A 12,046-nucleotide genomic window follows, 5' to 3' on the forward strand; every position below is an offset into this window, starting at 1 on the left:
CGCTTGTGACTCGCGGCCGTGCGGTCCATCGGGCGCGCATGGATATACCCGCACTCTACGCCCGGCTGATCCAGGCGATCGGCGACGGTACCGGTATGGCCGACAGCCTGCTCCATGTGCATGCCGGCATGGCGGTACTGCTGATCACCCGCATCGTCACCGGCTATCGCCTGTCGACTCCGGTGCCGCTGGCCGTGGTGGCGCTGGCCGAACTGGCCAATGAGGTGCTCGACCGGATCTATTGGGGATCGTGGCGGTGGGAGGATACGTCGCTCGACATTCTGAACACCATGTTCTGGCCGACGATGCTGTTCATCGGCCTGCGCCTGCGCGACCGGTTCGAACCGCGCGCCAAACCGCCGGTCGAAGGGAACGTCGCCTGATCGCAAGCGGTTATGTCGGCCAAGGAGAATTGCCATGGCCGACACCCCCGCGCATCCCGAGGTCGATCCCGAACGCACCGAACCGCTGAACGCCTTCGACCGGGCAGACGGTTATTCGGGGCAGGAATATGATCGCGAACGGCAGGCCGAACAGGCCGCAGCGGAACGCCGTCCCGCCAGCCCGACCCAAGCCGACGACGGCCGTGAAATCCCGCCGGAAGCCGGTAGACGTGCCTCGATCAGCGCCGATGGCGAAGTCCATGGCAGCGGCGCCAATGCCGGCGGCGGTGCGCAGGGCGAGAATTTTGACGACGACGTGCCCGGCGAAGGGGCCGGGGTGCCGCCAGCGGAAAGGGCGCCGGATCGATAATGCCTCGTCGTCACTCTCGCGAAGGCAGGGATCCATGGACGCTGACGTTTCGGCTAAATCCGTTACGATAGCGGCAATGGATTCCCCGCCTGCGCGTGGAATGACGAATTTGTCAGCCCCGTGCCTCGCCGATCAGCTTCGCTGCCTCGGCGCCGGCCCAGTCCATGCCGCCGGTCACCCGCCACACTTCCTTGCCCGCCGCATCGTAGAGGATCGTCGTCGGCAGGCTGACGCCCATGCCGGTCGAAAATTGCAGGTCGGGATCGCGATAGGCGATCAGATTCGTCAGCTTCCGCTCGGTCAGGAACGGCTGGACCTTGGCCGGCTCCATGTCCTGCGACACGGTCAGGACGTGCAACGACGCCTTCTCGCGCGCCGCCAGCGCGTCGAGCGTCGGCATTTCGTGCACGCACGGCGCGCACCACGTCGCCCACAGATTGACCAGCGCCGGCTTGCCGCGGAAATCGGCGAGCGTCACCGCCTTCCCCGCGCCATCCTGGAATGCATAGGCGGGCATCGCCTCGCCCTTGTGGCTGCGATCGACCTTTGCCGCCGCTTGCGGGGCGGCGGTGTCGTTGGCGGGGGCGGTGACGTCGGGCACGGTGCCGTCGCCTTCCGCAGCAGCTTGCTCCGGCGCGGCAGCTCGCTTATCGCAAGCGCCGACGAACAGGCTCAGTCCAAGGAGAAGCGCGATTACCGGGCGCATGGAAGGCTCCAACAGCATGTGGGGCGGGCGCTTCGCCGAAGGCCCGTCGGCGGTGATGCGTGAGATAAACGCATCGATCCCCTTCGACAAGCGGATGTGGCGACAGGATATCGCCGGGTCCAAGGCGCACGCAACGATGCTGGGCGCACAGGGGATCGTCGATGCGGCGGACGTAGCGAAGATCCTCGAAGGGCTGGAGGCCGTGGCGGCCGACTATGCCGAACAGGGCGTGCCCGACGACCTGACGCTCGAAGACATCCACATGCTGACCGAGGCGCGGTTGGCCGAGAAGATCGGCCCCGTCGCCGGGCGACTGCATACCGCACGCTCGCGCAACGATCAGGTCGCGACCGATTTCCGGCTGTGGACCCGCGACGCGATCGACGCGGTCGACGCGGCGCTCGGGCAGTTGCAGGCGGCGCTGCTGGTGCGCGCCGAGGAACATGCCGCCACCGTCATGCCCGGCTTCACGCACCTTCAGGTCGCGCAGCCGGTGACGCTCGGCCATCACCTGATGGCCTATCACACGATGATCGCGCGCGATCGCGGGCGCTTCGCCGATTGCCGGGCGCGGCTGAACTACAACCCGCTCGGATCGGCGGCGCTGGCCGGGACCGGCTTTCCGCTCGATCGCCATGCGACGGCGGCGGCGCTGGGCTTTGCCGGGCCGACGGTCAATTCGCTTGATTCGGTCAGCGACCGCGACTTCGCGATCGAATATCTGACCGCCGCCGTGCAATGCTCGCTGCACCTGTCGCGGCTGGCCGAGGAATTCGTGATCTGGGCGTCGCAGATGTTCGGCTTCGTGTCGCTCAGCGACCAATGGTCGACCGGCAGCTCGATTATGCCGCAAAAGCGCAACCCCGATGCCGCCGAACTGGTGCGCGGCCATTCGGGGCGGATCATGGGCTGCATGACGTCGCTGATGGTGACGATGAAGGGCCTGCCGCTCGCCTATTCGAAGGACATGCAGGACGACAAGCCGCCGGTGTTCGAGGCGACCGACCTGCTCGCGCTATCGATCGCGGCGATGACCGGCATGGTCGAAAGCGCGACCTTCCGCCCGGACCGGATGCGCGCGGCGGCGGAGACCGGCTTTTCGACCGCCACCGACCTTGCCGACTGGCTGGTCCGCGAAGCGGGCGTGCCGTTCCGCGAGGCGCATCACATCACCGGCCGCGCGGTCAAGCTGGCCGAGAAGAAGGGCTGCCGCCTCGACGGGCTGACCATCGACGACCTGACCGGTATCGACGACCGCATCCATGCCGGCATCTTCGACGTGCTGAGCGTCGATGCCTCGGTCGCCAGCCGCAAGAGCTTCGGCGGCACCGCACCCGAACGGGTCCGCGAAGCCATTGCCGTGGCGCGGGGGCAGTGATGCGTGCCGTCGCGCTCCTCGCCGTCGCAATGGCACTGGCCGGGTGCGGGCAGCGGCGCGACCTGCGCCCGCGCGAAAACGCGTCGCTGCCGCCCGCACCCTATGGCGCGACCGCGACGCCGACCTCGGCCGATCTGCTGAACCCGACGACGCAGCAACGCCCGTCGCGCAGCGACGAATTGCTGACCGAGTCGAAGGAACGCGGCGACGACCCCTTCGCCCTGCCGCCGCGCTAACTGGTCAGAAGCTGCCCTGGACGCTGGCGCCCGCGGGCAGGCCGGTAAAGGGCAGCATCGCCGCGCCGTCGCCGGTCATCGCGAAGCGCAGCGTCCCGTCCTCGTTGATCGTCGCGTCCATCAGCGTGCGGCGGCGTTGACCGTCGGGGACGAGGCGGATGCGCGACTGCTGGCCGATATGCTCGGCGGTCAGCAACACCGCCGGGGTCGGCGTCGCGACATTGCCCGGCCGCGTCACGCAACTGCCCGGTTCGATCGCGACGCGACCCTCGGCCATCGCCGACCCGGCGATCGTCGAGAGGACGGGGATGTCGACCTGCCACGGCATGTCGCAGGCAAAGGGGAGATTGGGTTGCAGCGCCGCCAGTAGCGACGCGTCGGCCGACCCCGTAACCCGGTCGAGCCGGACCCCGCCCGGCCGCATCAGCGCCTGCCCGCCCAGATCGGTGTCGGGACCGGTCGCGGTCCAGTCGACCGCGAAGCCAAGGCTGGTCAGGCTGCGAAGCGGCGCGAAATGCCATTCGAGGCGGCTGCCCCCGGCGATGCCGACTTCGCCGTTCCACACGGTGCCGCCGACCCCGCTGCGCCAGTCATTGTTGCCGATCATCAGGCTGGCGGGCAGCGTCGCGACGATCGCGACCACGAACGAGGCTATGCCGAGCGCGGCGAAGCGGATACTGTGCCGGCGTGCCTGCAACCTCGAAAGACTCGGTGATGCGATCGCGACGTTCGACGCTTGGGCTGTTCCGGGATGCGATGCTGCTGTCGTCCGCGGCATGGGCCGCCTCCCCCCTGTTGGCTGCACGCCGGGCCAAGCGCTCCGCCGCGTTGCTGGTTCCGCTGACCGGAGACCGAAGCGGTCTGGGGCTTAGCATAGCGAATGCGGCGAGGCTCGCCGAAACCGATGCCAGCGCGCTGTCGGTCGTCGATACCGGCGGCAGCGCGGCGGGCGCGGTGCGGGCGGCGCGGACGGCGGTGAAGGGCGGGGCGACGATGCTGCTGGGGCCGCTGTCCGCCGAAGAAACGCGCGCGGTGGCGGCTGCGGTGTCGGTGCCGGTCGTGGCGCTGACCAACGATGCGGCGGCGCGCGGCGGTGGGGCGTTCGTGTTCGGCATCACCCCGGCACAGGCGGCGTCGGCGATCCTTGGCTATGCCCGGTCGCGCGGGGTGCGCCGGGTGCTGGCGGTCGATGACGCCACGCCATGGGCGCGGGCATCGGTGGCGGCGGCCAAGGCGGCGGAGGCCGATCTGGGGCTTACCATCACCGTCGTGCCGCTGGCCAACGGCACGCTGCCGGCGGGGCTGGAAGCCGATGCGGCGTTCGTGCCGGGTGCGGCGGTGGCGCTGGCGCCCATGCTGAAGACTCGCGGGATGCAGTTGCTGGCGACGATGCAGGCGCTTGATTATCGCCCCGACGCGGTCGGCGCGCTGGAGGGGGCGTGGATCGCCAGCCCCGATCCCGAACGCTTCGCGACCTTCGCCACCGAATATGCCGCGCGCAACGGCGGCAGGCCCGGGGCGATCGCGGCGCTGGGCAACGACGCGGCGATGATCGCGAAGACGCTGCGCGAGGCCGATGCGATGACCCGCGAAGGGGTGTTGCGCGACGCCGGGTTCGACGGAGTGACCGGACGGGTCCGCTTCCGATCGGACGGGAGCTGCGCGCGCGACTTCGCGATCCTCGTCCCCACCAACGGCGTCTATCAGAAGGTGGCGGAGAGCCGCGGCGCATGACCCCACGGCGGTCGGGGGAAGCGGGCTTCACCCTGCTCGAACTGATGATCTCGCTGGGCCTGTTCGCGCTGATCGCGGTCGCCGGGCTGGCGCTGGTCGACAGCGTGATCGGCGTCGACGGGCGGACCGAGGCGCGGCTCGACCGGGTCGCCGATCTGCAACGTGCGATGGTGGTGATCTCCAGCGACCTCGACCAGATCGCGCCGGGGCCGCTGGGCGGCGATGCGGCGGGGCTGCGGTTCAGGCGCAGTGCGCCGGGGCTGGGCGGGCCGGCGATCAGGGTCGGCTACCGGGTGACAGACGGGCAGTTGCTGCGCGTGGTCGATGGCCGGGCGCAACTGGTGCTCGATCAGGTGACGGCGGCGCGCTGGCGCTATTTCGACGGCGGCTGGCTGGACAGCTGGCCGCCCGCGCCCGACCGCTCGCTCGACTGGCCGCGCGCGGTGGTGGTCGAGTTGCAGGTCGGCGGCCCCGGCGGCGGCAATTTGCGGCGGGTGGTGACGTTGCCGATCCCGGCCAAGGCCGCATGACCCGCCCGGTGCCCGATCGCGAGGCGGGCATGATCCTCGTCAACGTGCTGATGTTCGTGGCGATTGCCAGCGGCCTCGTCCTGCTGATGATCAACCGCGAGGAGGTGGCGCTCGACCGGTCGATCCGTTCGCGTGAGGCTGCGCGGGCGCTGGCGGTGGTGCGTGGCGGCGAACTGTCGGCATTGTCGGCGTTGCAGCGCGACGCGCGGGTCGCGCCCGAGGCGGACTATCCGGGCGAGCCATGGGGCGCGATCAGCGAGAACGGCATCGCGATCGAGGGTGGGCGGTTCGACCTTGCCATCGCCGATGCCGAGGGGCGCTTCAACGTCAATTCGGTGCGACGCGAACTGGACCCGATCCCGCAGCTGCTGTTCCTGCGCATCGCCCGCGCGGCGGGGATCGAGGAGGAGAAGGCGGTCGCGGCGATCGCGCTGATCCGCGAAAAGGGTCCGGTGCAGGACCTGCGGCCGCTCGCCGTCTTCCTGCCGGGCGAACAGGCGGCGCTGCTGGCGCGGATGGTGACCGCGCTGCCCGGCGATACCGCGATCAACCTGAATGCGGCGACGCCCGAATTGATGGCGGTGCTGTTCGATCCCGACAAGGCGCAGCGGCTGATCGCATTGCGCAACCGGCAAGGCTATCTGTCGAAGGACGATCTGGCGCGCGAGGATGTGACCGCACCGGGCGGCACGCGCTTCCAGTCCGACCACTACTGGGTCCGCACCCGCGCGACGATCGGCGGGACGGTGCAGCAGGGCGCGACGCTGATCCAGCGGGTCAAGACTGATCAGGGCGTGTCGACGGTGCCGGTCGAGCGCTGGCGCAACGCGGCCATTCCGCCGGAAGTGCCGGGATTTGGCGGGTAAATCGGCCAAAGTTCACAAAGTTCACACTTGCACGCAGTTGGTGCGCATGTCGTGTTTGGAGCGGCACAGCGGTGTCAAAGAGCGAGCGCGAATGGCGGCCAGCGGTGATGGTGGCAGGCTTGGCGGTTGTAGGAAAGGGGGGATGGTATGATCGGGTGGTTGGCGGACTTCCTGCCTTTGGTACAATATCGACAGATACGAGCGCTCCTTTTCCTCGTCGTTCTGGTGACGAGTGGGGCGGCCTCAGCCTCTCAGCCGACCGGAAAGACGTTTGGAGCGTGGCACGTTGTAAGCATCTCCAGCCTGTCCGGAACGGAAGGCAACGACCCTTCTGTGATTTTGCCGCAAGGCGATGCGCCAAACACTTTGCAAGCGAGCTGGACGCAGGGCGGCCCCGTCGTCATATCGTTCGATATCGAGAGATGTCTTGGCGAGAGCGACTTTCAAGCCTCCTACTCCGTGGAGGTAAAGCGATGGTTGCAGCTGTCCCGTCGTGCAGTCCAGAAGAGACTGCGCGCTGACGTAAATGCGTGGCTCGGACAGGCCAAACTCGCTTGCAGATCGACGCCGGCAATCAACACATTCAGGATCGACGGTTTGGACGCCGCAGTTTCCTACTTTACAGATCGGATGCGCTATTTCGTGGCCAATTGAACTTGCTTGTCGAGGATTGGTGCGGCTTTGTTTTCGGGGGCTAACCGAGCGACTGACGGCAGAGTTGTCGAACGTGCGTAAGGGGCGACAACTGCCCAAACGCAATTCAATACCCGATCCACGCATTCTCGATATGGCGCGGCGCGGTGCGTGGCGCGAGCAGGATGACGTCGATGCGGATGTCGCAGCCCTCGGCATAGGTCGGCGCCAGTATCTCCGCAGCTGCCGCCACGCGCGCCAGACGGCGTTCGTCGATCGCATGGTCGAGGTCGGCGGCGGTCGCTCGCGTCTTGACCTCGACGAAGGCAACGATCGATCCGCGTCGGGCGATCAGGTCGACCTCGCCTGCTTTCGTCCGCACGCGGCGGGCGAGGATGCGCCAGCCCTTCAGCCGCAGCCACCAGCCGGCGATGCGCTCACCGCGCCGTCCGGCATCGTCGGCGGCGACGCGCGAGGCGCGCGAACGGGGGCGGGGCGGGCGGGCGAGCACGTGGCCGGTTGTGCCGCGACCGACGCGGCGCGGCAAGTCAGCGCATCAGGCCGGCGGCACGCAATGCCTTTTCGATCGTCGCCTGCACCGTACCGGCGGCGTGGTCGGTAACGCCGGGTTCGGGCGTGAGGCGTTCGAGCTTCGCACCGCGCGGTGCGGGCGTGGAAGTGGGCGTGGCGGCGGGTTCGGCGGCGGCAGGCTGTTCGACGGCAGCGACCAGTCCCCAACTCCGCGCGATCTCGATCGTGCTCGACAGGCCGACGTCGAGCATGAACGGGCCGGCCGCGCCGATGCCGCTGGCGCTGTCGATCGGCACGCCGTGGCCCATCGCTAGCACCCGCCATTCCTCGACCAGCGGGGTGCCGGCCGCGTCGCTCCACACGCGGTGCTGCCAGCCAGGCTGGGCGCTGTGATGCGGCGTGGCGGCGGACAGGCCGTGGACGCCGCGCCATTGATCGATCAGCGCGTCCATATTGGCGACGACGACCGTCGTGTCGGCGGTGCCGTGCCAGACGGCGACGCGCGGCATCCGCGTCGGCCCCGCCACCGCGCGCACCGCAGCGGCGGCGCCGTCCGCGCTGGGCAAGCCCTGCCCGCGCATCCGCTCCAGCGCGGCGCGAACGCCGATCGCGGTGCCATAGGGCAGGCCGCCGATGATCGCGCCGGCGGCGAAGCGCTCGGGCCAGGTCGCCAGCAGTACCGCCGTCATCGCCCCGCCGGCCGACAGTCCGGTAATGAAGACCTTTGCCGGATCTATGCCGTGCGCCGCGACCGCCGCATCGATCATCGCCGCGATCGATTCGGCCTCGCCACCGATGCGCGCGATGTCGGCGGTCTCGAACCAGTTGAAGCACATATTGGCGTTGTTGGCGCGGCGCTGTTCGGGGAACAGCACGGCAAAGCCCTGCGCGTCGGCGAGCGTCGACCAACCGGTGCCATGGTCATAGACCGCCGCATCCTGCGTACAGCCATGGAGTGCCACGACCAGCGCCGCGCCGGGTTTCAGGCCCGAGGGTACGTACGTCCGCGCGCGCAGATTTCCGGGATCGGGGGCGAAGCCGGTCAGATCGTGCAGCCGGTCGGGTCCGCCCGGCCGCGCGCCTTGCTGTTGCATCCGCGACAGGCGGTCGATGGTGGTGGAGAGCGAAACCATGGTCGAAAGCCTTGCCGTCGCGGCACCCCGCTGGCCGCCCGGACAGGATATGGTCCTTATGCTGCATTGCACAATGGGAAAGCGAAATCCGACTGTTCCGGACCGAGGCGAATTGCCTTGGCCGGGCATTGTTAGCAGCGTGACGCGGGTATGGGTGCGCGACGCCACCGCGTACGGACCGATCTGTCCATTCGCCCGGTACCGATTTTCAGCCGCCCTGCATCACCGCGTCCGTTCGGTCGACATCGAATAGGGTACTGCGCCGGGTCCGGTGCCCCATGCCTTGTTCGGGATCGGGCCCATCACGAAGCGCAGCGTGCCGCCAGCCATGATCTCGTCTTGCGACAGCCATGTGCGGTCGAGCCTGCGGCCGTTCAGCGTCGCCGACTGGATATAGACGTTGGCGGTGCTGTTCGCAGGCGCCTCGACCACGAAACGCTTGCCGTTTTCCAGCGCCAGTTCGGCGTGGCGGAACAGCGGCGATCCGATGACATACTGGTTCGCGCCGGGCGTGACCGGATAGAAGCCGAGTGCACTGAACACATACCATGCCGATGTCTGGCCGTTATCCTCGTCGCCCGGATAGCCATCGGGCTGCGCGGCATAGAGGCGGCGCATGACGTTGCGGACATGCCACTGCGCCTTCCACGGTGCGCCGGCATAGTCGTAGAGATAGATCATGTGCTGGATCGGCTGATTGCCATGGGCGTAATTGCCCATGTTCACGATCTGCATCTCGCGGATTTCGTGGATGGTGAAGCCGTAATAGCTGTCGTCGAACTTGGGCGGACTGTCGAACACCTGATCGATCTTGGCGACGAAGGCACGGTCGCCACCCATCAGGTCGATCAGGCCGCGCACGTCCTGAAACACCGACCAACTGTAATGCATCGAATTGCCTTCGGTGAAGGCATCGCCCCATTTCAGCGGGTTGAACGGCGTCTGGAAGCTGCCGTCCTGATTGCGGCCGCGCATCCAGCCGACCGAAGCGTCGAACAGCTTGCGATAATTCTGCGCCCGTGCGCGGAACATCGCGGCGTCGTCCGACTTGCCCAGCGCTTCGGCGAGGCGAGCGATGGTGAAGTCGGCATAGGCATATTCGAGGGTACGGGCGGCGTTTTCCTTGATGCCGACGTCATAGGGGACGTAGCCGAGACGGTTGTAATATTCGACGCCCTCGCGCCCGACGGCGCTGATCGTCTTGCCATCGGCCGATTTGGGGCGGCCGACGCTGGTCGTCGCGTTCTTCTTGATCGCTTCGTACAGCGTTTCCATGTCGTAGCCGCGAATGCCCTTCAGATAGGCATCGGCGATGTTCACTGCCGAGTTGGACCCGATCATCACGTCGCGGTGGCCGGGGCTGGCCCATTCCGGCAGCCAGCCGGATTCGCGATAGGCGTTGGCAAGGCTCTGCATGATCTCGCCATCGAGCTTGCGCTCCATGATCGTGAACAGCGGGAAGACCGCGCGGAACGTGTCCCAGAAGCCGTTGTCGGTGAACATCGGCCCCGGCAGCACCTGCCCGTTATAGGGGCTGTAGTGCACCATTTTCCCGGCGCGGTCATATTCGTGGAAGCGACGGGGGAACAGCTGCGTGCGGTAGAGCGCCGAATAGAAGGTGCGGACATTGTCGAGATCGGGATCGTCGACCTTGTAGCGGTTCAGCAGCGACGACCATGTCGCGCGCGCTTTCTCCTTGGTGGTATCGAAACCGTCGCGACCGAGTTCGCGGGTCAGGTTCAACTGCGCCTGTTCGGCGCTGATGAACGAGGAGGCGACGCGGACGTTCACCTGTTCACCCTTGCGCGTCCGGAAGCCGATCAGCGCACCGACGCGCTTGCCCTCGGCCGTGGTCACGCCCGGCTGGCGTTTGAAGCCATCGCCGAAGGTGTCGGCGACGGTGAAGTCGCGGTCGAATTCGAGGACGAAGTAGTTCTTGAAATTGGCGGGCACGCCGCCACTGTTGTTGCGGGCATAGCCGATGATCCGACGCTGCTTGGGCAGGATGGTGACCGCCGATCCCTTGTCGAATGCATCGAGCAGGATCCAGCTCTGGTCGCTTTCAGGAAAGGTGAAGCGGAATTGCGCGGCGCGTTCGGTCGGGGCGATTTCGACGGTGGTGTCGTAATCGGCAAGGTAGGCGCTGTAATAATAGGGGCGCGCTACCTCCGCCTTGTGCGAATACCATGACGCGCGATCGGCCTCGGCCAGTTTCGGCGCGCCGGTCATCGCCATCAGCGAGAAGGCACCGTAATCGTTCATCCACGGGCTGGGCTGGTGGGTCTGCTTGAACCCCCACAGCTTGTTGTCGCGATAGCGGTACGCCCAGCCGTCACCCGCCTTGTTGGTGGTCGGCGTCCAGAAGTTCATGCCCCATGGCAGCGCGATCGCCGGATAGGTGTTGCCATAGGACAGTTCGTAGGTGGAATCGGTCCCCATCAACGGGTTGACCAGATCGACCGGGTCGGCACGGCGATCCTGCGCGGTGGCCGGAACGGTCGATCCGAGGATCAGCGCCAGGGCGGTGGCGGCGGTGGTCAGGCGGGGCAGGGCCATGGGGGCGGTCCTCTTTCTCAACGGGTCGGCAGATGGTGGCGGGCGCGGTCCCAGAAGCGGGCGTCGAACGTGGCGGCCGCACCGATGATCGCCGCATCCTCGGTATCGCTGTGCACGGCGATGCGGGTTCCGGGCAGGGCGTCGGACAATGTCGGGCCGAACAGGTCGAACGCGCCGCAGATGCGCCCGCCGAGCACGACCGCTTGCGCGCCGAACCGCGCGACCCAAGGCGACAATATCGTGCCGAGACTGGCGCCATATTCGGTAAAGATCGCCGCGGCATCGGTGTTGCCGGCGCGAGCCGCATCGGCACCGGCGACGATGGTGTCGATCCCGTCCAGCCGGTCGCGGACCTGCGCGGTCAGCCAGCGGGCGGAGACATGGTCGTCGGCAATGCTCTCCCCAAAGGGGAGGTGCCACAGCGACCCGTGCGCCGGGACGTCGTCCCCGTCGATCACCGGAATGCCATCGCGCAGGAATGCCGATCCCAAGCCGGTGCCCAGCGTAACGCCGACGACATTGCCGTGCACCGGAACTGCGCCGATCGCGACGCAGCCGACCGCGAAGGCGGTGGCGTCGTTCAGGAAGCGGACGGGCCGGGGAAAGCGTTGCCGGGCGGCGAGGGCCGCACCGATATCGACGCCGTTCAGCGCGGTGAACTTCGCATTGCCGGCAAAGTGGCCGACCCCGGTGACATAGTCGAACGGTCCGGGCATGGCGATGCCGATGCCGACGACCCGTTCGGCGCCGAGCGGGTCGATCACCGCATCGATCGCATCGGCCCATGCGGCGATCAGCGTGTCGCGATCGGCATCGGGGGTACAGGGGTCGTGCCGGAAACTGCCGGGCAGCAACGCGCCCGGCGCGTTGGCCGCCAGCGCCGCGGCTGCGACATGATGGCCCCCAATGTCGACCCCGACGATCATCGGCACGCGCTCTCCCCGTTGTGCTGCGCGGCCGGTTCGCCATCGCCTACGGTTCGTGTAATCC

Annotated in this window: 14 protein-coding genes; 8 read left to right on the top strand and 6 right to left on the bottom strand. The window is 67.7% G+C overall.

The annotated features are described in order from the left end of the window. Positions 1–38: 38 nt before the first annotated feature. Both ASE59_RS14005 and ASE59_RS14010 read left to right on the top strand, forming a co-directional pair. Complete coding sequence (locus tag ASE59_RS14005) at positions 39–383, top strand: hypothetical protein (RefSeq protein WP_056457423.1); 345 nt, start codon at positions 39–41, stop codon at positions 381–383. 34 nt (positions 384–417) lie between these two features. Beyond that, the gene (locus tag ASE59_RS14010) at positions 418–753 is read left to right on the top strand and encodes a hypothetical protein (RefSeq protein WP_056457426.1); all 336 of its coding nucleotides are present in this window, start codon (positions 418–420) and stop codon (positions 751–753) included. A 112-nt stretch (positions 754–865) separates the two neighbouring features. Here ASE59_RS14010 and ASE59_RS14015 read toward each other — a convergent pair whose 3' ends face one another. Then, complete coding sequence (locus tag ASE59_RS14015) at positions 866–1,354, bottom strand: TlpA disulfide reductase family protein (protein WP_321163230.1); 489 nt, start codon at positions 1,352–1,354, stop codon at positions 866–868. Positions 1,355–1,475: 121 nt separating this feature from the next. On the opposite strand from ASE59_RS14015, the gene argH reads away from it, so the two are divergent. Both argH and ASE59_RS14025 read left to right on the top strand, forming a co-directional pair. Continuing rightward, on the top strand, positions 1,476–2,837 hold the full coding sequence (gene argH / locus ASE59_RS14020; RefSeq protein ID WP_056457432.1) for an argininosuccinate lyase: 1,362 nt from the start codon (positions 1,476–1,478) through the stop codon (positions 2,835–2,837). Further along, positions 2,837–3,073, top strand: a complete 237-nt coding sequence (locus ASE59_RS14025) for a hypothetical protein (protein WP_056457435.1) — start codon at positions 2,837–2,839, stop codon at positions 3,071–3,073. The genes argH and ASE59_RS14025 overlap by 1 nt, the downstream gene beginning before the upstream one ends. 4 nt (positions 3,074–3,077) lie before the next feature. Here ASE59_RS14025 and gspN read toward each other — a convergent pair whose 3' ends face one another. Then, positions 3,078–3,770, bottom strand: coding sequence for a type II secretion system protein N (gspN, locus tag ASE59_RS14030; RefSeq protein WP_235515781.1), 693 nt, complete (start codon positions 3,768–3,770; stop codon positions 3,078–3,080). Positions 3,771–3,787: 17 nt separating this feature from the next. Here gspN and ASE59_RS14035 point away from each other — a divergent pair, with 17 nt between their 5' ends. From ASE59_RS14035 to ASE59_RS14050, 4 genes are all read left to right on the top strand, one after another. Next, entirely contained in the window at positions 3,788–4,807 is a 1,020-nt protein-coding gene (locus tag ASE59_RS14035; RefSeq protein WP_056457438.1) for a hypothetical protein, read from the top strand. Continuing rightward, positions 4,804–5,337 (top strand): type II secretion system protein GspJ, encoded by a 534-nt coding sequence (locus ASE59_RS14040; RefSeq protein ID WP_056457441.1) that lies wholly within the window; start codon positions 4,804–4,806, stop codon positions 5,335–5,337. Before ASE59_RS14035 ends, ASE59_RS14040 begins: the two co-directional genes overlap by 4 nt. Next, on the top strand, positions 5,334–6,203 hold the full coding sequence (locus ASE59_RS14045) for a general secretion pathway protein GspK (RefSeq protein WP_056457444.1): 870 nt from the start codon (positions 5,334–5,336) through the stop codon (positions 6,201–6,203). Before ASE59_RS14040 ends, ASE59_RS14045 begins: the two co-directional genes overlap by 4 nt. Positions 6,204–6,350: 147 nt before the next feature. After that, positions 6,351–6,857 carry a hypothetical protein gene (locus ASE59_RS14050; protein ID WP_056457447.1) on the top strand — a complete coding sequence of 169 codons (507 nt, stop codon included), beginning with the start codon at positions 6,351–6,353 and terminating at the stop codon, positions 6,855–6,857. Positions 6,858–6,963: 106 nt separating this feature from the next. On the opposite strand, the gene ASE59_RS14055 is transcribed toward ASE59_RS14050, so the two are convergent. The 4 genes from ASE59_RS14055 to ASE59_RS14070 form a co-directional block, all read right to left on the bottom strand. Beyond that, complete coding sequence (locus ASE59_RS14055) at positions 6,964–7,347, bottom strand: YraN family protein (RefSeq protein WP_056457583.1); 384 nt, start codon at positions 7,345–7,347, stop codon at positions 6,964–6,966. A gap of 37 nt (positions 7,348–7,384) precedes the next feature. Next, positions 7,385–8,500, bottom strand: a complete 1,116-nt coding sequence (locus ASE59_RS14060; RefSeq protein ID WP_082458464.1) for an alpha/beta hydrolase family esterase — start codon at positions 8,498–8,500, stop codon at positions 7,385–7,387. 222 nt (positions 8,501–8,722) lie between these two features. Then, positions 8,723–11,056, bottom strand: coding sequence for a GH92 family glycosyl hydrolase (locus ASE59_RS14065; RefSeq protein WP_056457451.1), 2,334 nt, complete (start codon positions 11,054–11,056; stop codon positions 8,723–8,725). Positions 11,057–11,073: 17 nt separating this feature from the next. After that, entirely contained in the window at positions 11,074–11,982 is a 909-nt protein-coding gene (locus ASE59_RS14070; RefSeq protein ID WP_235515786.1) for an ROK family protein, read from the bottom strand. Positions 11,983–12,046: the final 64 nt, after the last annotated feature.

The organism is Sphingomonas sp. Leaf10 (genome assembly GCF_001421245.1).
Classification (GTDB): Bacteria; Pseudomonadota; Alphaproteobacteria; order Sphingomonadales; family Sphingomonadaceae; genus Sphingomonas.

Excerpts from the sequence above, each read along its gene's own strand:
- ASE59_RS14005 (WP_056457423.1), top strand. The coding sequence starts at position 39 with ATGGATATACCCGCACTCTACGCCCGGCTGATCCAGGCGATCGGCGAC.
- ASE59_RS14060 (WP_082458464.1), bottom strand. The coding sequence starts at position 8,500 with ATGGTTTCGCTCTCCACCACCATCGACCGCCTGTCGCGGATGCAACAG.
- ASE59_RS14040 (WP_056457441.1), top strand. The coding sequence starts at position 4,804 with ATGACCCCACGGCGGTCGGGGGAAGCGGGCTTCACCCTGCTCGAACTG.
- ASE59_RS14065 (WP_056457451.1), bottom strand. The coding sequence starts at position 11,056 with ATGGCCCTGCCCCGCCTGACCACCGCCGCCACCGCCCTGGCGCTGATC.
- ASE59_RS14025 (WP_056457435.1), top strand. The coding sequence starts at position 2,837 with ATGCGTGCCGTCGCGCTCCTCGCCGTCGCAATGGCACTGGCCGGGTGC.
- ASE59_RS14070 (WP_235515786.1), bottom strand. The coding sequence starts at position 11,982 with ATGATCGTCGGGGTCGACATTGGGGGCCATCATGTCGCAGCCGCGGCG.
- ASE59_RS14045 (WP_056457444.1), top strand. The coding sequence starts at position 5,334 with ATGACCCGCCCGGTGCCCGATCGCGAGGCGGGCATGATCCTCGTCAAC.
- ASE59_RS14010 (WP_056457426.1), top strand. The coding sequence starts at position 418 with ATGGCCGACACCCCCGCGCATCCCGAGGTCGATCCCGAACGCACCGAA.
- ASE59_RS14035 (WP_056457438.1), top strand. The coding sequence starts at position 3,788 with ATGCGATCGCGACGTTCGACGCTTGGGCTGTTCCGGGATGCGATGCTG.
- ASE59_RS14050 (WP_056457447.1), top strand. The coding sequence starts at position 6,351 with ATGATCGGGTGGTTGGCGGACTTCCTGCCTTTGGTACAATATCGACAG.
- argH (WP_056457432.1), top strand. The coding sequence starts at position 1,476 with ATGTGGGGCGGGCGCTTCGCCGAAGGCCCGTCGGCGGTGATGCGTGAG.